This is a genomic window from Comamonas piscis (genome assembly GCF_014109725.1).
Lineage (GTDB): Bacteria > Pseudomonadota > Gammaproteobacteria > Burkholderiales > Burkholderiaceae_C > Comamonas > Comamonas piscis.
In genome coordinates this window covers 3,189,381-3,208,784 of sequence record NZ_CP058554.1, presented here as the reverse complement: position 1 = coordinate 3,208,784, position 19,404 = coordinate 3,189,381, and the positions used below count along the sequence as shown (strand labels likewise).

Below are 19,404 nucleotides of genomic sequence, written 5' to 3'. Positions count from 1 at the left end.
TGCCCCGGCGGTCGCGTCCAAAAAGGTGAATGTTATGAATTTTCAGCAACTGCGTGCCGTGCGTGAAGCCGCCCGCAATGGCTACAACCTGACCGAGGTGGCGCATGTGCTTTACACCTCGCAGCCGGGGGTCAGCCGCCAGATTCGCGAACTTGAAGACGAGCTGGGCGTGGATATCTTTATCCGCGCCGGCAAGCGCTTGACGGGCTTGACCCCGCCGGGCGAGGCCATTTTGCCGATCGTCGACCGCTTGCTGCTGGAGTCCGAAAACCTGCGCCGCGCCGGTGCCGATTTTCATGCCAGCCGCAGCGGCCAGTTGAGCATTGCCGCCACTCACTCGCAGGCCCGCTATGCGCTACCGCTGGTGGTGCGTGATTTCCGTGAGCAGTTTCCCGATGTGGCGCTGCATTTGCACCAGGGCTCGCCCCGCCAGGTGGCAGAGATGCTGCTGAGCGGCGCGGCCGATATCGGCGTGGCCACCGAAGCCTTGACCGGCTATGCCAGCCTGGCCACCTTGCCGGGCTACCGCTGGACCCACTCGGTCGTAGTGCCGCCCGGCCACCCTTTGCTGGAGCAGCAGGAAGCCGGCCGCCCCCTGACTTTGCAGTCCCTGGTGCGCTTTCCGATCATCACCTACGAACAGGGCTACACCGGCCGCTCGCATATTGATGAATCCTTTGCGGCGGCCGAGGTCAGCCCCAATGTGGTGCTGACTGCGATGGACGCCGACGTGATCAAGACCTATGTCGAGCTGGGCATGGGCATTGGCATCGTTGCCTCCATCGCCTTTGACGAGGAGCGCGACCGCAACCTGCGCGCCATCGATGCCGGGCATTTGTTCAAGGTCAACACCACCCGCATTGCGCTGCGCAAAGGGGTGTGGCTGCGTGCCTATGCGCTGCAGTTCATCGAAAGCTTTGTGCCGACCTTGAAGCGTGACGTGGTTTTGCAGGCCATCTCGGCGACCGCACCAGACGAGGCACCGTCACCTGCTGCCGTGCAAAAAGCGGCTTGAATGGCTGTCGGCGGAGTTCAGCAAAGTTTGTAATCCATGGGGTATAGAAAACATAATTTCAATAAACGCACGCTATGATGCACGTTTTCAACGTGTCGATAAGGAGATAGCGAATGCGCAAAACTTTGATGCTTACCGGCCTGGTTGCGGCCATGGCCTTGGCCGGTTGCAAGACCATGGATGCGGGCAATCTGGGTGGCCTGATGGACTCGGGCTCGACAGCGATGAAGGCCATGACATTGACCGATGGCGATGTGGTGGCTTTGTCCGATGAATCCTGCGCCGCGCTGGACAAACAAAACAAGCTGGCACCTGCCAACAACAAATACAGCCAGCGTCTGGCCAAAGTGGTCGCCAAGATGCCCCAGGACGTCGAAGGCAAGAAGGCCGACTACAAGGTTTACCTGACCAGTGATGTGAATGCCTGGGCCATGGCCAATGGCTGCATCCGCGTCTACAGCGGCCTGATGGACCTGATGAATGACGACGAGCTGCGCGGCGTGATCGGCCATGAAATCGGCCACGTGGCGCTGGGCCACAGCAAGCGCCGCATGCAAACGGCTTATGCCACCTCGGCTGCACGCCAGATTGCGGCCAGCAGCGGCAATGCCACCTTGGCATCGCTGTCGACCTCGCAAGCTGGCGAGCTGGGTGAAAAGTTCATCCATGCACAGTTCTCCCAAGCCAATGAATCGGCCGCCGACAACTACTCCTTTGACCTGCTGACCAAGCAGAAGATGGAACGCAAGGGCCTCGTTACTGCCTTTGAAAAGCTGGCCAAGCTGAGCGGCGGTGGTGGCGGCTCCTTGATGGCGTCGCACCCCCCATCGGAAGCCCGCGCCAAGGCGATGCAGGCACGTCTGGACAGCGGCAAGTAAGTCTTCGATAAGGCTGATAAGAGGGACAGGCTGGAGGCATATCTGCCTTTCAGCCTGTCCCTTTTTTTGCGCCTGCTTTGCGCAGGCGGGCCCGCAGCCAGTGGCTTGCGTGACCCCGCTGCGCATCTCCGGCTGCTATGCTGGCTGCCCAACTGAAAGAGGTGTTATGCATTTACTGTTGTTGAGCAACTCGCGCGCGCCCGATGGCGGCTATCTGACCTTTTGCCACGAAGCGCTGGCCGCCCAGATGAACGGCGTACAAAAGGCGCTGTTTGTGCCCTTTGCCGGGGTGACCATGAGCTGGGATGACTACACCGCGCAGGTGCAGGAAGCCATTGCGCATACGGGTGTGCAGCTGGTAGGGGCCCACCAGGACGATGCGCTGCAGCAATTTTTGGCGGGTGATTTGCAAGCGATCATCGTCGGCGGTGGCAACACCTTCCAGCTGCTGGCCGAATGCCGCCAACGCGGCTGGCTGGAGCGCATCCGCGAGGTGGTGCGCGCAGGCCACATGTCGTACACCGGCTGGAGCGCCGGCGCCAACCTGGCGGGTTTGACCATCAACACCACCAATGACATGCCCATCGTCGATCCGCAAGGCTTTGATGCGCTGGGCTTGGTGCCGTTCTGCATCAACCCGCACTACAACAACAGCTTGCCGCCGGGCCACCAGGGTGAGACCCGTGACCAGCGGCTGGCAGAGTTTTTGATTGCCAATCCGGACAAGCAGGTAGTGGCTTTGCCGGAAGGCAGCTGGCTGGCAGTGAAAGGCGGCCAAGCCCAGGTGGCAGGGCAGTTTGCCGCCAAGCGCTTTGCTGCGGGCAAGCCGGTAGAAGACCTGCCCGTGGGGACTGCGCTAGGTCTTTAAGGCTTAAACGCGCTCAAAGATGGCGGCAATGCCCTGGCCACCACCAATGCACATGGTGACCAGCGCATAGCGGCCACCGGTGCGGTGCAGCTCATGGATCGCCTTGACGGTGATGATCGCGCCCGTCGCCCCAATCGGGTGGCCCAGCGAGATGCCCGAGCCGTTGGGGTTGACCTTGGCGGGATCTGCACCCAGGCCCTTGGTCACTGCGCAGGCCTGCGCGGCAAAGGCTTCATTGGCCTCGATCAGATCCATCTGGTCCAGCTTGAGACCCGTCTTGGCCAGCACCGCCTTGGACGCGGGGATGGGGCCAATGCCCATGATCTTGGGATCAACGCCGGCATGGGCGTAACCCACCAAACGGGCGAGCGGCTTGGCGCCGCGCGCCTGGGCGGCGGCGGCCTCCATCAGCACTACAGCGGCAGCGGCATCATTGATGCCGGAGGCATTGGCGGCGGTAACGGTGCCGTCTTCCTTGACAAAGACCGGTTTCATTTTCTGAAAATCCTCGATCTTGGCACCCGTGCGGAAGTGCTCGTCCTTGTCAAAGCGAATATCGCCTTTTTTGCTTTTGAGGATGACCGGCACGATCTGGTCCGCAAAGCGGTTCTCCGCCCAAGCCAGCTCGGCGCGTTGGTGGCTGCTGAGCGCCAGTTGGTCCTGGTCATCGCGGCTGATGGCGAAATCCTTGGCAACGTTCTCGGCGGTCACCCCCATGTGGATGTTGTGGAAGGGGTCGTGCAGCGCGCCGGTCATCATGTCGATCATCTTGAAATCGCCCATGCGTGCGCCCCAGCGGCTGGTGGTGCTGGCGTAAGGCGCGCGGCTCATGTTTTCGGCACCGGCGCCAATCGCCACGTCATAGTCGCCCAGCAAGATCCCTTGGCTGGCCGTCACAATCGCCTGCAGGCCCGAGCCGCAGAGGCGGTTCACGTTCATGGCCGGCGTCTCCTGCGGGCAGCCGCCCTGGATCGCTGCCACCCGGCTCAGGTACATGTCCTTGGGTTCCGTGTTGACCACATGCCCAAACACCACATGGCCCACATCCTTGCCTTCAATGCCCGCGCGGGCGAGCGATTCCTTGACGACCAGCGCGCCCAGCTCTGTCGGTGGAACATCCTTGAGGCTGCCGCCAAAGGTGCCAATAGCTGTGCGCACAGCGCTGCAGACAAGTACTTCACGGGACATGGAAAGGTCTCCTGTTTAAGTTGGAATGGGCATGCAAATGTTGCCTTGCAGCATTATTGCCAGCCCGGCTGCCGTTGGGCAAACCGGGTGCTACCGGGGGGCGCCTTGGTGACAGTTCTGGCTGGCCCCCGCAGTAATCAAGCCTCGCGCACGTCGGCGATCACATTCTGGCCAAAATCGGCGCGGTCCAGCCAGGCCAGCACCTTGGCACCGGCTTCTGCCGGGCTGCTGAGTTTGCCGCCTTCATGCAGGCCCTTGAAGTTGCCCACATCGGGGAAAGCGCCGGCATCGGCATTGCGCAGTTGCACCTGCATGTCGGTATCGATCACGCCAGGCGCGAGCGAGACAATCTTGGCGCCATGGGGCTTGTGGGCTTCTTCCAGCGCCACGCAGCGGGCATAGGCATCCATGCCGGCTTTGGCGGTGCAGTAGGCGGCCTGCGAGGCCATGGGGCGGCGGCCCAGGCCGGAGGAGACATTCAGCACTTTCTTGGGCACGGTCCAGCTGTCGGTCGCGCCCAAAAACACCCCCGTCAGCGCCATCGGTGCCTCCAGCCCCACGCGCAGCGCATTGCGCAGGTCGGCCGTGGCCAGGGCAGACAGCGGTGCGATTTGCGGAATCACACCAGCGTTGTTGATCAAGGTGATGCTGGCCCAGTCCGATGGATTCAGGCTGCGCAGCCAGTCGCCCAGGCGCTGGGCAGCGGCATCGGTATCGCCAAGATCTTGCTCCCACTGGATGAGCTGCGAAGGGCTGGCAGCAGCAGCTGCCAATTCGCTGGATGTGCGGCGTGCGATGCTGAGCACGGTGTGGCCATGGGCCAGAAGTTGCTGGCCCATGGCCATGCCCATGCCGCGCGAGCCGCCGGTCAGGATAAAGAGGTGTTTGGTGGTCATAGCTGGTTATCGTAACGTCAGTTGGGCCTGCCCGTTACGGCGTTTTTCCCGGATGCCTGCACAAGCGCGGCGGCTTGGTTAGGATCAACAGCTTTGCACACACCAAGAAAGCACAGCATGAATGAATCCAAGGTAGCCATCGTGATCGCCGGTGGATCCGGCATGGGCGCAGCGGCCGCACGCCAGCTGCACCAGGCCGGTTATGCGCTGGGGATTTTGTCGTCCTCGGGCAAGGGCGAGGCCCTGGCCCAGGAGCTGGGCGGTGTCGGCGTGACGGGTTCCAACCAGAATGTGGCCGACATGCAAAAGCTGGTGGATGCCGTGATGGCGCGCTATGGACGCATCGATGTGCTGGTCAATGGCGCTGGCCATGGCCCCAAGGGCGATCTGCTGTCGATCAGCGATGAGGACTGGATCAAGGGCCTGGAAGTGTATTTTCTGAATGTCGTGCGCGCCACGCGTTTGGTCGCGCCCATCATGCAACAGCAGGGCGGCGGCGCCATTATCAATATCTCGTCGGCTTGGGCGTTTGAGCCCGCAGCGCTGTTCCCCACTTCAGCGATGGCACGCTCAGGGCTGGCGGCTTTCACCAAGATCTTCTGCGATGAATATGGCAAGCACAACATCCGCATGAACAATGTGCTGCCCGGCTGGATCGACAGCCTTCCCAAAAAGGACGAGCGCCAGGCCGCTGTGCCGTTGCAGCGCTATGGCAAGGCGGACGAGATCGGCGCAACGGTCGCCTTTCTGGCCTCAGAAGGCGCGGCTTACATCACCGGCCAGAACATCCGCGTGGATGGCGGCCTGATGCGCCACGTTTAAGGCCCTCAGAAATCTGCTGCCAGCCGGCAGTCCAGCCATGCACCGCTCACCGGGTGGGCAAAGCCCAGCTGCTGCGCTTGCAGCAGCAGGCGTGGCGCCATCGCCTGCACCGCAGCGCTGGCATAGAGGCCATCGCCCAGCATCGCATGGCCGATGGCTTGCATGTGCAGCCGCAGCTGGTGGGTGCGGCCGGTGAGGGGCTCCAGCCACAGGCGGGTGCTATCCGGGGGAATGGTTGGCAGGGCAGCGGCTTCGTCAGCAGCCATCGCCCGCCACCAGGTCTGGCTGGGCTTGCCATGTTCCTTATCCACCCGCTGCAAAGGGCGGCGCTCCCAGTCGGCCACCAGCGGCAGATCGATCAGGCTCCAGCTTTCGCCGTCTTGCGGCATCGCAGGGTACAGCGCATTGCCCAGGGGCAAAGGCTGCGCATGCGGGCTGCCGCTGACGACGGCGGTATAGCGCTTGCGCACCGCACGCGCCGCAAAGGCATCGCCCAGCGCACGCTGCACGGCCAGGCTGCGCGCCATCACCACCAAGCCCGAGGTGGGCTGGTCCAGCCGGTGTACCACCAGCGCATCGGGCCATTGCTGCAGGGCCCGAGCGCTCAGGCAGTCCTGCTTGTCTTCTCCCCGGCCAGGCACGCACAACAGGCCCGATGGCTTGTTCAGCACAAGCAGGTGCGCGTCGATGTATTCGGGAATCAGCATGGGGCAGGGGGTCAATGGGCGGCGCCCGATTCTACGTGCTGCAGCCTAGGTGACAGCGCGCAGTGCGTGTTGCGCGCTGCTGCCTGTACTGTATGGCTCGTCATAAGCTGCGGGCATTTGCTCATGCAAGCCGCTCGCAGTGCGGGTTGCTACGATGCCCTTTGCCGCGCACAAGCGCTATAAAAACAGATGCATGCCGGTGGTGCCATGCGCAGCCTTGCCCGCGCGCCGCCACTGGCCATATCACAAGGAGACCCAATGCTAGGCCTGATGCAAAAGCAGCAACTGCTGACCTCCAACCTGCTGGAGTTTGCGGAGCGTTACCACCGCGATACCGAAATCGTCTCGCGCCGTGTGGAAGGTGATATCCACCGCTACACCTATGGCGAGTTTGCCCAGCGCTCCCGGCAACTGGCGCAAACCCTGGATGGCATGGGGCTGGCAGCAGGCACGCGGGTGGCGAGCCTGGCCTGGAATGGCTACCGCCATATGGAGCTGTACTACGGCGTGGGCGGCTCGGGCCGGGTCATCCATACCCTGAACCCCCGCTTGCACCCGGACCAGGTGGTCTGGATCGTCAACCATGCCGAGGACGAGGTGCTGTGCTTTGACAGCTGCTTCCTGCCGATCGTGCAGGCCATTCATGCGCGCTGCCCGACGGTGCGCCAATGGGTGGCGCTGTGCGATGCCGACAAGTTACCCGCCGATGCCGGTATCCCGGGCCTGGTCGCCTACGAGGCCTGGATTGCCGGCGCCGACGGCGTCTACCAATGGCCTGAGTTTGACGAAAACACCGCTTGCGGCATGTGCTACACCAGCGGCACCACGGGTAACCCCAAGGCCGTGCTGTACTCCCACCGCAGCACCGTGTTGCACGCCTATGGCGCGTCGCTGCCCGACGTGATGGATATCTCCTCGCGCGATGTGGTGCTGCCGGTGGTGCCGATGTTCCATGTCAATGCCTGGGGCCTGCCATTCTCGGGGCCGCTCAATGGTGCCAAGCTGGTGTTTCCCGGCCCGGCGCTGGATGGGCCCTCGGTCTATGCGCTGATGGAGGCCGAGAAGGTGACCTTTGCTGCAGGCGTGCCGACGGTCTGGCAGATGCTGCTGAGCCATGTGCAAAGCCAGGGCCTGCGCTTTGGCAGCCTGCAGCGCACCATCATCGGCGGCTCGGCCTGCCCGCCGGCGATGATCAAGACCTTCCAGGAAGACTATGGCGTCACCGTGCTGCATGCCTGGGGGATGACCGAGCTCAGCCCGCTGGGGACCGTCTGCACCTTGAAGCACAAGCACCTGGCACTGCCGGCCGACACCCAGGCGCAATTGCTGGCCAAACAGGGCCGGGTCATCTTTGGTGTGGACATGAAGATCGTTGGCGACGACGGCCAGGACCAGCCCTGGGATGGCCATACCTATGGCGATCTGCTGGTGCGCGGCCCTTGGGTGGTGGCGGACTACTACCGCAGCGAGGGCGCCTCGCCGCTGGTTACTGATGCGCAGGGCCGCGATTGGTTTCCGACCGGTGATGTGGCGACCATCGACGCTGATGGCTTTATGCAGATCACCGACCGCAGCAAGGATGTGATCAAGTCCGGCGGCGAATGGATCAGCTCCATCGATATCGAGAACATCGCGATGGCGCACCCGGCCGTCGCGATGGCCGCCTGTGTGGGCATGGCCCACCCCAAGTGGGATGAGCGGCCGGTGGTGTTTGTGGCGCTCAAAAAGGACGCTGCCGTGAGCGAGCAAGAGCTGCTGGCCTTCTACCAGGGCAAGATGGCCAAGTGGCAGATTCCGGATGCGGTCATTTTTGTCGATGCGATTCCGCTGGGCGCCACCGGCAAGATGCTCAAGACGCGGCTGCGCGAGCAGTTCAAGGACTATGTACTGCCGGCCTGAGCATGGATTCCGACCACTTCTTCAAACATACAAGGAGGCCATCGCATGGCGCGCAAGATTGGGCAACTTCTGGATTTGACGGGCAAGACGGCCCTGGTCACCGGCGGCTCACGTGGCCTGGGGCTGCAGCTGGCCCATGCGCTGGGCGAGGCCGGCGCCAAGGTGGTAGTAACCAGCCGCAAGGCCAGCGAGCTGGAAGCCGCCGTGGCCGAGCTAAGCGGCGCGGGCATTGATGCGCGCTGGATTGCGGCCGACTGCGCGGTGGATAGCGAGATTGAGCGCCTGGCGATCGAGGTGCTGGAGCGCGTAGGCGATGTGGACATTCTGGTCAACAACGCTGGAGCCAGCTGGGGCGCTCCCGCCGAAGACCACCCGGCTGCCGCCTGGGACAAGGTGATGAACCTGAATGTGCGTGGCTATTTTCTGCTGTCGCAGCAACTGGCCAAGCGCTGCATGATTGCACGCAGGCAAGGCGCCATCATTAACCTGGCATCGATTGCCGGGCTGGGCGGCAACCCGGTGGGCATGAAGACCATTGCCTACAACACCAGCAAGGGGGCCGTCATCAACTTCACCCGCGCGCTGGCCGCAGAGTGGGGCCATTACGGCATCCGCGTGAACGCCATTGCGCCAGGGTTTTTCCGCACCAAGATGGCCAATGGCCTGATTGACCAGATCGGCGAGGATGCCATGACTGCGGGCGTGCCGCTGGGGCGACTGGGTGGGGATGACGATCTGAAGGGCGCTGCGGTGTTGCTGGCCAGCGATGCGGGCAAGCACATCACCGGCCAGTGCCTGGCGGTCGATGGCGGGATCAGCATCGTTACTGCAGGGTAAGCCGGTCAGGTTGACGCGGTCAGGGGGCGGGATCTTTGGCCGGGCTGCCTGCAACGGGCAGCCCATTGCCTCTATCAGCTGCGGTCCGTCTGAGCCAGGTAGAACCACTCGCGGTTCACCGCGGCATCGGCCTGGGGAAAGATCACACAGCCATCGAACGGGGCCAGAATCTGGCTGCCATCGGCGCGGGTGGCCAGCAGATCTCCGCTAGTGAACGGGTCAAAGTTCTGCCAGTCTTTTTGCATCTGGTCGTCTGCACTTTGGCGCATAAAGACCTGGCGCATGTGGTGGGTGGTGTACTGCGCGACGGGCTCGACAGTGACATCGGCCATGTCCAGCAGGTTGAGCACACCGGCAATGCAGCGGTCGGCAATCTCGATGGCTTGGGGTTCCTCATGCGAGCCGGATTCGACGGTGATCGCATAGCCGCCACGGCTGCGCATGAACTCATTGGTGCCAATGCCGTGCTCAGGGCGAATGGCGCCACCGCTGGCCTGCACCGCCTGTTCATACACCTCCAGCCAGCCTTGCACGATGACGGGCAGGCCCACGGCCTTGGCAAAGGCTTCTTCCTCTTGCTGGCGGGCAAAGGGCTCCAGGCTGCCGCTGTTGTTGAGCGGGCCGGTCATCGCAAAGGGCTGGCCGTCGCCGCTGTACGAATGCAGATCCAGCAGCGCATCATGGCTCTCCAGCAAGGGCGTGAGCGCGTTGACCATGTGGTCCTCAAAGTTCTGCGGCTTAGCTTGCGGCACAAAGTTGCGGTTGAGGTTGCGGTCGCCCTCGCGCTCGTTCTTGATAAAGGCCTTGGGGTTGGCGACGGGCACCATCGTCAGGCGACCGCGCTTGAGGCGCACCTGGCCCGATTCAAAGCGCTCAATCCAGCGGCGGATCGCATGCGTTCCACTTTGCTCATTGCCGTGTACGGCGCCAAAGACCAGCAGGGACGGGCCGGGCTCTGCCGACGCCCAGCCGTAGCTGCGCAGCGCTGCGGGCTGCTCGGCAGAGTCCGTGTGGTTCAAAGGCGTGATCTGGAAGCGGGAGACGGTCATAGCGTTTTATCCGGTGTATGGCTTGCCAGCCCGGGCCGCTGCAACACAAGCCTTGCATCCCGTTAAGGGCGGTTGCACCAGAGCAGGGCGCAAGGTTTATACCCACAAGCGTGGGGCAGGGGGCGGCGTATTGGCCATTGGCACCACCGCGGCGGTGCCAGCATCCATCCTACCGCATCGGACGCTGCGCTCGCCGCATGGTGCTATCAATTTTGATAAAGCACAACGGGTTTGCCTGGGCTCCGTCGCCGCGACGGTAACAACAAAGCAAAAAGGCTGCCGAGGCAGCCTTGTGGCGTGGAATGGTTTCAATGCCTGCGAGGGCCGAACCCAGCCGCTGCTTATTGCGCCCGGGTGAACACCAGATCCCAGACGCCATGGCCCAGACGCAGACCCCGGTTTTCAAACTTGGTCAGCGGGCGGTACTCGGGCTGCGGCGCATAGCCGTCGGCCGTGTTCTTCAAATCGGGGTCGGCCGACAGCACCTCGAGTATCTGCTCGGCATAGGGCTGCCAGTCGGTCGCGCAATGGATGTAGCCGCCGGGCTTCAAGCGGGCCACCAGCTGGGCCACAAAGGGCGTCTGGATCAGGCGGCGCTTGTTGTGCTTTTTCTTGTGCCAGGGATCGGGGAAGAACACATGGATGCCGTCCAGCGAGCCGGGCTGCAGCATGTTCTCCAGCACTTCCACGGCATCGTGCTGGAAGATGCGGATGTTGGTGATCTCCTGCTCGCCAATGCGCTTGAGCAGTGCGCCCACGCCGGGCTCATGCACTTCGCAGCATAGAAAGTTGTCGTCCGGGCGCACGCGGGCGATGTGCGCGGTGGCCTCGCCCATGCCAAAACCGATCTCCAGAATCACCTTGGCCTGTCGACCAAAGGCCGCGTCGGCATTGAAAGCCTCGCCGGTGTACGGCAGCACATAGCGGGTGCCCAGGGTCTCAAAAGCCTTGGCCTGGCCCGTGGTGGTGCGGCCTGCACGGCGCACGTAAGAGCGGATGGTTTTGGGATGGGTCACATCGGCGGGCGCATGGCCAGGCGCACTGCTGGCATCGCGGGCGTTGGTGATCAGGGGCTCGGGCGCGGGGCCGGCAGCAGGCGTCGAAGAAGATTGCATGGTTATGGGGGTGCTGGTGCAGCACGTGCGCTGAGGTGGCCGTCCACCAAGGGAGGGCGCAACCGCGTCAAAAAAGGGGCTATTGTAGATTTTTCTGGGGCGCAGGTGCAAAGCCGTGGTCAATCACGGCACGGGGCCACCGGTGGCTGCAGTGTTGCCCAGATGGCGGCGCGCCCATTGTGCCGTCCAACCGGCCAGCGCATCCGGTAGGGTGCTGGCGTTGCCCGCCTCTAGCCCCAGGTACTGGGCGGATTGGCGCAGCACGCCCATGCGTTGCTCTGTGCTGTCCACCATGACCGCGGGTGCGCCGAGTCCCTTGGAGAGCTTTTCGCCATTGGCCTGCAGCACCAGCGGCGTATGCATATAGCGCGGTGCGGTCAGGCCCAGCGCCTGCTGGAGCAGCAACTGGCGGGGGGTGTTGTCGGCCAGGTCGGCGCCGCGCACCACATCGCTGATGCCTTGTTCGGCATCGTCCACCACAACAGCCAGCTGGTAGGCCCACAGGCCATCGGCGCGCTGCAGCACAAAATCGCCGACATGGGCCGCCACGTCCTGTTGCATGGGACCCAGCCAGCGGTCTTGCCAGTGCAGTGGCTGGTCGCGCTGCAGCAGGGGGTGGTCAGGCCTTGCGGCTTCTTGGTCAAGGTCTGCTGCCTCCGCCAGGGCATGGTGCTGGTAGCGCTGCGTATGAAAGCGCCAACTGCGTCCGGTCTTGCCATGCAGGCCATCGCGGCAGGTGCCAGGGTAGGGGCGCTCGCCATGGCGCTCGTGCAGATAGCCTTGTGCGGCCAGTGCGGCATCCATATCACGGCGTGTGCAGGCGCAAGGGTAGGCCCAGCCGGCATCCTGTAGCTGCGCCAAGGCCTGGGCATAGAGGCCATGGCGCGCCGATTGCCACTGCGGCGGGGCATCGGGGACTAGCTGCAGCGCATGGAGCTGGCGCAGGATCTCTTGGTCCATGCCCTGCGGGCAGCGCGGCGGGTCAATGTCTTCGATACGGACCAGCCAGGTACCGCCGTGGGCGCGGGCATCCAACCAGGAGGCCAGCGCTGCCACCAGCGAGCCGGCGTGCAGCGGGCCGGTGGGCGAGGGGGCAAAACGGCCGGTGTAAGCGCTTGAAGTCATCGGAGGGGGAGTGTAACCCGGGCTATTTGGCATGTTCGGCGCATCCGGCGCATCCGTGTCTTAGCTGCTGTCGGCCATGCAGATGCAACAACGCCACCGCGGCCAAGCCCGGTGGCGTTCAACAGCAGGGTTCAGCAGGCGGGTACGTTTATTCGCCCAGCACAGCTAGCGCCATCTCCAGGCCAGAGACAAAGGCGTCTTCGACCCGGTAGCCCAGGCACCAGTCGCCGCAGAGGCCAATGGCGCTCTTGGCGTTCCAGAGGTGGCTGCGGGCCTGGCCCTTGGCATCCTTGGGCAGAGGGTTGATGGTCTTGGCATAGCCCCACTGCACCACGCGGATGTCGCTGGGGGTGGCGCGAATGCGGGTCAACTCGGAGAAGGCCTGCAGCATTTTGGCGGCGACGCGCTGGGGCTCGTCGTTCTCATGCTTGCGGGCCCAATCGGGGCTGGCCTGCACGGTCCAGCGCTCGACCTTGCCGCGCCCGGGCTTGGACGATTCACGCGACAGCCAGGTGATGCGCGGGTGCTCGGTGCGGGCGGCATTCCATTGCGGGCCCATGTTGGTGATGCCGGGGTCAATCGCGTGGGCAAAGGTCAGCAGCAAGGTCCAGCTGGGGGCGATGTAGACATCGAACAGCTGCCAGTCGGCGGGCAGCGTGGTTTCGCTATCGGCCAGCAGCTCCTGCGCTTCGGGCGAGGGGATGGCCAGCACAACGCCGTCGAGGCCGGCGTAGACATGCACGCCGCCGTCGATGTCTTCGGTGCGCAGCTGCCACTGGTTGGCGTTCAAGGCGTCGCGCTCAAAAGCCAGTGCATATTCGTTGAGGTGGACGGTCAGCGGTGCGGCCCAGGAGGCGACCAGGCTGTCCATCGTGGGCACACCAATCAGATGGGCTTCCATGCCGCGCTGGGTGGTGACGGCCACCTTGCCGGTGGCATCCAGGGTGCGGATGGCGTTGACGCTCCAGTTGCGGGTGACGTTGGGCGTGGTGTCCAACGCCTGCTGAAAGCGCGGATCGCGCACGGTGAAGAACTGGGCGCCGACATCAAAGCTGCCATGCGCGCTGTGGCGGCTGGCCATGCGGCCGCCCACTTGGGGCTGGGCCTCGATGACGGTGACCTGGTGGCCCGCCTGCTGCAAGGTGCGGGCGCAGACCACGCCGGCCATGCCGGCGCCGACGACGGCATAGTGCTTGCGCGTGGCCAGCACAATATTGGAGGAAGAGGATGCAGATCGTTTGGGTTTGGGGGGAATGCGAGAAGACATGAAAGACTTTCTGTACTGTTTCGACAAACGATAAGGCTTCACAGATGGCTGCAGCTGCAGCGCTATCTGGGGAACCACTCTACACGGTGTTTACACCCGTTTTGCTCAGGATTTATCCCACATAGTGATTGCTCAGTAAAGAAGTGCGTGTGGCCTCGGACTGCAGCTGGTCCAGCCACCACTGCAGCGCCTTGCCGGGGTTGCTGCCGCGCCAGGCGTAGCGCAGCTTGATCTTGCGCGGCGGCCGCATCAACTCGCGCTCCACCAGCTGGCCGCTGCGCAAGTAGGGCATCGTCATGTTGTCCGGCAAAAAGCCGCCGCCAATGCCGCGCAGCTGGGCTTGCAGCTTGGCCTGCATGGTATCCACCGTCAGCACATCCTGTCCGTTGAGCACGCCAATGGTCTGGCCATGTCCGCTGCGGGACGAATCGGCCACGGCAATGATGCGGTGCTGGCGCAGCAAGTCATCGCTGATGGGCTGCATCTCGTCGGCCAGGCGGTGGTGGGGGGCGACGACATAGCGGAAGGTGATCTCGCCCAAGTCCAACTGCTGCAGGCCTGCCACGTGCGATGCATCGACCGCAATGCCAATTGCCAGGTCGGCCCGGCCCGAACTGAGCGCCTCCAAGGTGCCGGCCAGGATGGAGTCGGTGATTTTCAGGCGCGTCGGCGGTGCGATGGTGTAGAAGGCCTCGATCAGCTCCAGCATGGTGGTGCGCGAGACCACGCCATCGACGGCAATGCGCAGCTCGGGCTCCCAGCCGGTGGCCACGCGGCGCACCCGGTTGGCAACGGCGTCCACCTCGGCGAGCAGGCGCGCGCCCTCACGCAGCAGCTCCTGGCCGGCTTCGGTGGGCCGTGCCTGGCGCGCGCTGCGGTCAAACAGCAAGACATCCAGGGCATCCTCGACCTGGCGGATGCGGTAGGTCAGCGCGCTGGGCACCAGGCCGAGTTGGCGTGCTGCGGCGGCAAAACTGCCGCTGTCGGCTACCAATTGCAGCAAGGCCAGGGTATCGGGGGTCAGCACATCGCGATCACGCAACAAGGCCATTTGACGGTTCTTTCCTACATGCGGCCCGCTGCGGATCGGTAAATCTTCGCTGCTGAGGCCGGCTTGGTTCTGGCCCGGGAAGGGATCATCAGATTTTTTGAATGATGCCATCAAAACCACTGCCCCGCAGGCAGGATCGGCGGTTTTACAGTCATGGACATGGTGATGAACAGCGCAATGTGCGCCGTTTGCCAGACAGGAGATCAAAAATGTTGATGGTTCGTAAATCTGCTGATCGTGGCCATGCCGACCATGGCTGGCTGCGCTCCAACCACAGCTTCTCGTTTGCCGGTTACTACGACCCCCGTTTCATGGGCTGGGGCAATCTGCGTGTGATCAATGAAGACCGCGTCGCCGCTGGAAAGGGCTTTGGTACCCATGGCCACCGCGATATGGAAATCATCAGCTATGTGCTGGACGGCAACCTGGCCCACAAGGACAGCATGGGCCATATCGAAGGCCTGCCGCCCGGCGATGTGCAGCGCATGAGCGCCGGCACCGGGGTGGAGCACAGCGAGTTCAACCATGCCGATCAGGAAACGCACTTCTTGCAAATCTGGATCGAGCCCGATAAAAAAGGCATTGCGCCCAGCTACGCGCAAAAAACCTTTGCCGATGCGGACAAGCGCGGCCAGCTGCGCCTGGTGGTATCGCCCGACGGTGCAGACGGCTCCATCAGCATGAATGCCGATGCCCGCATGTATGCCGGTTTGCTCGATGGCCAGGACGAAGCGAGCGTGGCATTGTCGCCAGGGCGCAAGTCCTATGTCTATGTGGTGCGAGGGGATGTGTCGGTCAATGACACCGCCTTGCACACAGGTGATGCCGCCTATCTGGACCAGGAAACCTCGGTGCGGCTGGCGCAAGCCCGTGATGCCGAAGTGCTGGTGTTTGACTTGGCGGCTTGATGTTCACGGGGCGCTGCCATTGAGGACAGCGCCCCGTGTGGGGTAGGTGTAAGTGGTGGTGTTATTTCAAGGAGAAAAATATGAACGCTTTGCAAAATCCTTTGGCCCTGCTGGGCCGTATTCTGATCGCCTGGTTCTTTATCATTCCGGGCTTGGGCAAGCTGACCGGCTTTGCCGGCGCCGTGGGCTATGCCCAATCGGCTGGCATGCCGATGCCTGAAGTAGGGGTGGCCGTGGGCTTGGCGATTGAGATCTTGGGCGGCCTGGCCCTGCTGCTGGGCCTGGGCACGCGCTATGCCGCCGCTATTTTGGCCATTTTTACCTTGGCCGCGACGATGATCTTCCACGCCTACTGGTCGGTGCCGGCCGAGGCGGTGATGGTGACCAAGCTGCTGTTCAACAAGAACATCGGCATCGTTGGCGGGCTGTTGGCCTTTGCCGCCTTTGGCGCCGGGGCTTGGAGCCTGGACGCCAAGCGCCGCGCTAGCTGATCGGGCAGTGAACGCGACGACCGGGCCTGAGCGGCTGCGCGCTCAGGGCTCGGTTTTGAGCGCCGTCTTGCGCAGACCATCGTCCACTGCACGGCGCTCGTCAAACACAAAGCAGCTGCCCTGGTAGCCGCTGCCATCGGTTTCTTCAAAGTACTTGAGGATGCCGCCATCGAGCTGGTAGACATGGGTCAAGCCTTCTTCCTGCATCAGGATGGCGGCCTTTTCGCAGCGGATGCCGCCGGTGCAGTAGCTGACCACCGTTTTGCCTTGCAAGTCGTCTCGGTGGGCCCGCAGCTGCTGGGGGAATTCGGTGAACTTGCGCAGCCGCCAGTCGATGGCGCCGACAAAGGCGCCTTCGTCCACTTCATAGTCATTGCGGGTATCCAGGGTCACCACGGGGCGCCCTTCATCATCATGGCCTTGCTGCAGCCAGCGCTGCAGGTCGCGAGGGCTGACCGAAGGCGCACGGCCACTGGCAGGGCGGATGGCGGGGTGGTCCATGCGGATGATCTCCGGCTTGACCTTGACCAGCATCTTGCGAAACGGCGCCGTTTTTGACCAGCTCTCCTTGGGCTGCACGTCGGCAAAGCGGGGGTCTTCGCGCAGTGCGTCCACCCAGGCGCGCACGGCGTCGGCCGGCCCGGCCAAAAAGAAATTGATACCTTCTTCTGCCAGCAATACTGTGCCTTTGAGCGCCAGATCGGCCGCGCGCAGGGCGAGCAGGTCACGCAGCGCCTCGCAGTCGGGCAGGTTGACAAACTTGTAGCAGGAGATATTGAGAATCGAGGGCACGGTGGTTTCTGGCAAAGCGTCTGGAAGAAAAGAGCCGCTTGCGCAGTAGCGCAGGGCGGGCGGCTATTTTAGCCAGGGAAGCACGGGCGTTCTGATGAGCCCAGGAAACGCTAGATGGCGTACTCGATCCCCTCATCGCTGTGCGCGCGGTTCATTGCCTGCAGAAACTCGGTATCGGTGCGGTACATGCGCAGATGTGGGTTGTCCTGCAGCAGACCAGCGCGTTTGAGGCGGGCTTCCACCGGCAGCTTCATCCCGACGATATGCAGCATGCCGCCGCGCTTGGCGGCCATGCGCTCCAGCCGCACAAAGGCTTCCACGCCGGTGATGTCGATCTGGTTCATCGGCTGGGCCAGCAGGGCCAGTTGCCGGTAGTGCGCATGCTGGGTCCAGACATTGGCGGCGCGCTCTTCCAGCGCGGCGGCCGATGCAAAATCCAGCTCCGAATCCATGCGCAGGGCCAGCAGATCGGGGGCCAGCGGCGGCAATTGCCAGAGATGGCGATCGCGCAGGCTACCGTCCGGGTGCAGGCCCACTTCAACAATGCGTGGGTGCAGGCGGTTGTAGAGAAAGTAGCAGGAGCTGAGCAAGATGCCCGAGAGCACGCCCCAGTAGATGCGGGGCGCCGTCAGCAAGGTGATGCCAAAGGTAGCGACCGCAATGCTGCCCTCGATGCGCGATATCTTGAACAGGTAGACGAGGGTCCGCGGCTTGACCAGGTTGGCAACAGCCGTCATCACAATCGCAGCCAGCGCCGCCTGCGGCACATGGTAGAGCGCCGGGATAAACCACAGCACAACGGCAACGACCAGCAGGATCGAGAACACATTGGAGTAACCGGTTTTGGCGCCGGCCAGCAGATTGACCGCCGAGCGTGAGAAGGATGCGCTGGTGGCAAAGCTGCCAAACAGGCCTGCGCTCATCTTCGACAGGCCTTGCGCCACCAGCTCCTGGCTGCTGTCCCAGCGCGTGCCCGCTTGCTGGTGCTCGACCTGGGCGCTGGAAGCGGTCTCGAGCGCGCTGACCAGCGAGATCACCAGCACCGGCATGACGAGCATGCCGAACTGCGACCAATCCAACATGCCCGGCCAGACCAGCTGCGGCAGACCGGTGGGCAGGTGGCCGACTACCGCGCCGCCTTTGTCGGCAAAGTCGGTCGCCCAGCTGATGAGGCCGGTGCAGCCAATGACAAACACGGCGGAGGGGAAGGCAGGGCGCCACTTTTTGGCGACCACCAGCAAAGCGATGCTGGCGAGGCCCATCAGAATGGATCGCCAGTCAAACAGCCCAAGTGAGGGATTGTCCCAGACGGTGGCCCAATCGCTGCGCATGCCCAGCAGGCTGGGCAGCTGGGAGGCCAGAATCAGCAGCGCGGCAGCCTGGGTAAAGCCTGCGAGAACGGGCGAGGTCACCAGGTTCAGCAGCCAGCCGGCGCGTACCAACCCCAAGCTGAACTGCACTAGCCCGGCCATGATGGCCATCCAGGCGGCAAGAATGACCCACTGCGCGGAGCCCGGCTCGGCCATGCCGGTGAGCGATGCGCCAATCAGCAAGGCGCTGAGCGCGGTGGGCCCGACACCCAGCCGGGGCGAGGGGCTGAACAAAATAGCGACCGCTGCCGGAATGATCGAGGCATAGATGCCGGTAATCAAGGGCATGCCTGCCAGGTGCGCATAGGCCACGCCCTGGGGCACCAGCATCAGCCCCACCGTCATCCCCGCCATGAACTCGCCTCGCAGCAGCTGTGTGGTGGGCTTGGGCCAGCGCAAAAAGGGGAAGATTCGGTAGATCAGGGAGGGCTGCATGGCTGCATTGTCGCTGCATCGGCCCAGGCTTGCAGCCCGGCGCTTGCGCAAGCGTGACTGCCCTGGTGTATAGAGCCGCCAGTGTGAAGAATTGCCAAGGCCGCGTATCTTGGTGGTATAGCTTGCAGCTTCTTGTCCGAAAGCCTTGGCAGCAGCGCTGGCTGCCGCCACAATCGACAGCACCGCCAGCGGCCCTGCTGGCATTCCAAAGCCCCATTCCTGTGCCTGCCTGGCCCCCGCTTCCCATGCACTTGGTCCGTCGCTCTTCCATCGCCAAAACCATTGCCATCGCGGCCCTGTTGCTTGCAGCCATGGGCGCGTGTTTCTTCGGCCTGTGGCAGGGCGGTGTTGTGCAGCAAGCCTGGGGTTGGGGCCTGGGGCTCGGGCAAACGCTGGATGCCTCCGGCCAGCGGGCCAGCCAGGCGGTAGCACGCGCCGCGCAGACCAATCGCCAGCGGGCCGACGATGAGGCGATCTCTGCGCAGGTGCTGGATGCGCTGGTTGCCTCGCAAAGCGACGAGCTGGCTGCTCTGCAGGTAGAGACATCGCATGCGATGGTGACCTTGCGCGGAACGGTATCGTCCCTGCCTCTGCGCGATCGTGCGGTGGCCATCGCCAACCATGCGCTTGGCGTGCATGGCGTCTTCAGCCTGATCCAGGTGCATGCAGATGCGCTGAGTTAAACGACGGC

The 19,404-nt window shown here is 63.5% G+C and carries 19 protein-coding genes; 9 read left to right on the top strand and 10 right to left on the bottom strand.

All coding sequences use genetic code 11. The features are described 5' to 3' along the window. The first annotated feature begins 34 nt into the window (after positions 1-34). The 3 genes from HS961_RS14435 (at position 35) to pepE (ending at position 2,761) form a co-directional block, all read left to right on the top strand. Positions 35-1,015: a CysB family HTH-type transcriptional regulator gene (locus HS961_RS14435; RefSeq protein WP_182323109.1), complete on the top strand. Its 981-nt coding sequence runs from the start codon at positions 35-37 to the stop codon at positions 1,013-1,015. A gap of 113 nt (positions 1,016-1,128) precedes the next feature. Next, positions 1,129-1,893, top strand: coding sequence for a M48 family metalloprotease (locus HS961_RS14430; protein WP_238347610.1), 765 nt, complete (start codon positions 1,129-1,131; stop codon positions 1,891-1,893). 166 nt (positions 1,894-2,059) lie between these two features. Beyond that, positions 2,060-2,761 carry a dipeptidase PepE gene (gene pepE / locus HS961_RS14425; RefSeq protein ID WP_182323107.1) on the top strand — a complete coding sequence of 234 codons (702 nt, stop codon included), beginning with the start codon at positions 2,060-2,062 and terminating at the stop codon, positions 2,759-2,761. 3 nt (positions 2,762-2,764) lie between these two features. Here pepE and bktB read toward each other — a convergent pair whose 3' ends face one another. Together bktB and HS961_RS14415 are read right to left on the bottom strand one after the other, a co-directional pair. Further along, positions 2,765-3,949 carry a beta-ketothiolase BktB gene (gene bktB / locus HS961_RS14420; RefSeq protein WP_182323105.1) on the bottom strand — a complete coding sequence of 395 codons (1,185 nt, stop codon included), beginning with the start codon at positions 3,947-3,949 and terminating at the stop codon, positions 2,765-2,767. A gap of 137 nt (positions 3,950-4,086) precedes the next feature. After that, positions 4,087-4,845: an SDR family NAD(P)-dependent oxidoreductase gene (locus HS961_RS14415; protein ID WP_182323103.1), complete on the bottom strand. Its 759-nt coding sequence runs from the start codon at positions 4,843-4,845 to the stop codon at positions 4,087-4,089. Positions 4,846-4,962: 117 nt separating this feature from the next. On the opposite strand from HS961_RS14415, the gene HS961_RS14410 reads away from it, so the two are divergent. Beyond that, positions 4,963-5,667 (top strand): SDR family oxidoreductase, encoded by a 705-nt coding sequence (locus tag HS961_RS14410; RefSeq protein ID WP_182323101.1) that lies wholly within the window; start codon positions 4,963-4,965, stop codon positions 5,665-5,667. A gap of 5 nt (positions 5,668-5,672) precedes the next feature. Here the strand turns inward: HS961_RS14410 and HS961_RS14405 are convergent, their stop codons facing one another. After that, positions 5,673-6,374 carry an RluA family pseudouridine synthase gene (locus HS961_RS14405; protein WP_182323099.1) on the bottom strand — a complete coding sequence of 234 codons (702 nt, stop codon included), beginning with the start codon at positions 6,372-6,374 and terminating at the stop codon, positions 5,673-5,675. Between the two features lie 258 nt (positions 6,375-6,632). Between HS961_RS14405 and HS961_RS14400 the strand changes: the two genes are divergently transcribed. Both HS961_RS14400 and HS961_RS14395 read left to right on the top strand, forming a co-directional pair. Further along, the gene (locus HS961_RS14400) at positions 6,633-8,273 is read left to right on the top strand and encodes a 3-(methylthio)propionyl-CoA ligase (protein WP_182323098.1); all 1,641 of its coding nucleotides are present in this window, start codon (positions 6,633-6,635) and stop codon (positions 8,271-8,273) included. A 45-nt stretch (positions 8,274-8,318) separates the two neighbouring features. After that, positions 8,319-9,110 carry an SDR family oxidoreductase gene (locus HS961_RS14395; protein ID WP_182323096.1) on the top strand — a complete coding sequence of 264 codons (792 nt, stop codon included), beginning with the start codon at positions 8,319-8,321 and terminating at the stop codon, positions 9,108-9,110. 74 nt (positions 9,111-9,184) lie between these two features. Here HS961_RS14395 and HS961_RS14390 read toward each other — a convergent pair whose 3' ends face one another. From HS961_RS14390 to HS961_RS14370, 5 genes are all read right to left on the bottom strand, one after another. Next, on the bottom strand, positions 9,185-10,159 hold the full coding sequence (locus HS961_RS14390; protein WP_182323094.1) for a succinylglutamate desuccinylase/aspartoacylase family protein: 975 nt from the start codon (positions 10,157-10,159) through the stop codon (positions 9,185-9,187). A 341-nt stretch (positions 10,160-10,500) separates the two neighbouring features. Continuing rightward, positions 10,501-11,274 (bottom strand): tRNA (guanosine(46)-N7)-methyltransferase TrmB, encoded by a 774-nt coding sequence (trmB, locus tag HS961_RS14385; RefSeq protein ID WP_182323093.1) that lies wholly within the window; start codon positions 11,272-11,274, stop codon positions 10,501-10,503. Between the two features lie 123 nt (positions 11,275-11,397). Then, positions 11,398-12,399, bottom strand: coding sequence for a tRNA glutamyl-Q(34) synthetase GluQRS (gene gluQRS / locus HS961_RS14380; protein WP_182323092.1), 1,002 nt, complete (start codon positions 12,397-12,399; stop codon positions 11,398-11,400). 148 nt (positions 12,400-12,547) lie between these two features. Then, on the bottom strand, positions 12,548-13,666 hold the full coding sequence (locus HS961_RS14375) for an NAD(P)/FAD-dependent oxidoreductase (protein WP_182323091.1): 1,119 nt from the start codon (positions 13,664-13,666) through the stop codon (positions 12,548-12,550). Positions 13,667-13,778: 112 nt separating this feature from the next. Beyond that, the gene (locus HS961_RS14370; RefSeq protein ID WP_182328272.1) at positions 13,779-14,711 is read right to left on the bottom strand and encodes a LysR family transcriptional regulator; all 933 of its coding nucleotides are present in this window, start codon (positions 14,709-14,711) and stop codon (positions 13,779-13,781) included. A gap of 215 nt (positions 14,712-14,926) precedes the next feature. Between HS961_RS14370 and HS961_RS14365 the strand changes: the two genes are divergently transcribed. Both HS961_RS14365 and HS961_RS14360 read left to right on the top strand, forming a co-directional pair. Further along, positions 14,927-15,625 (top strand): pirin family protein, encoded by a 699-nt coding sequence (locus HS961_RS14365; protein ID WP_182323090.1) that lies wholly within the window; start codon positions 14,927-14,929, stop codon positions 15,623-15,625. A gap of 80 nt (positions 15,626-15,705) precedes the next feature. After that, positions 15,706-16,116 (top strand): DoxX family protein, encoded by a 411-nt coding sequence (locus tag HS961_RS14360; protein ID WP_182323089.1) that lies wholly within the window; start codon positions 15,706-15,708, stop codon positions 16,114-16,116. A 42-nt stretch (positions 16,117-16,158) separates the two neighbouring features. On the opposite strand, the gene HS961_RS14355 is transcribed toward HS961_RS14360, so the two are convergent. Both HS961_RS14355 and HS961_RS14350 read right to left on the bottom strand, forming a co-directional pair. Then, positions 16,159-16,908, bottom strand: coding sequence for a sulfurtransferase (locus tag HS961_RS14355; protein ID WP_182323073.1), 750 nt, complete (start codon positions 16,906-16,908; stop codon positions 16,159-16,161). 110 nt (positions 16,909-17,018) lie between these two features. Next, positions 17,019-18,713, bottom strand: a complete 1,695-nt coding sequence (locus tag HS961_RS14350; protein ID WP_182323071.1) for a SulP family inorganic anion transporter — start codon at positions 18,711-18,713, stop codon at positions 17,019-17,021. 245 nt (positions 18,714-18,958) lie between these two features. On the opposite strand from HS961_RS14350, the gene HS961_RS14345 reads away from it, so the two are divergent. Continuing rightward, positions 18,959-19,396 carry a BON domain-containing protein gene (locus HS961_RS14345; protein ID WP_182323069.1) on the top strand — a complete coding sequence of 146 codons (438 nt, stop codon included), beginning with the start codon at positions 18,959-18,961 and terminating at the stop codon, positions 19,394-19,396. The last annotated feature ends 8 nt before the right edge of the window (positions 19,397-19,404 follow it).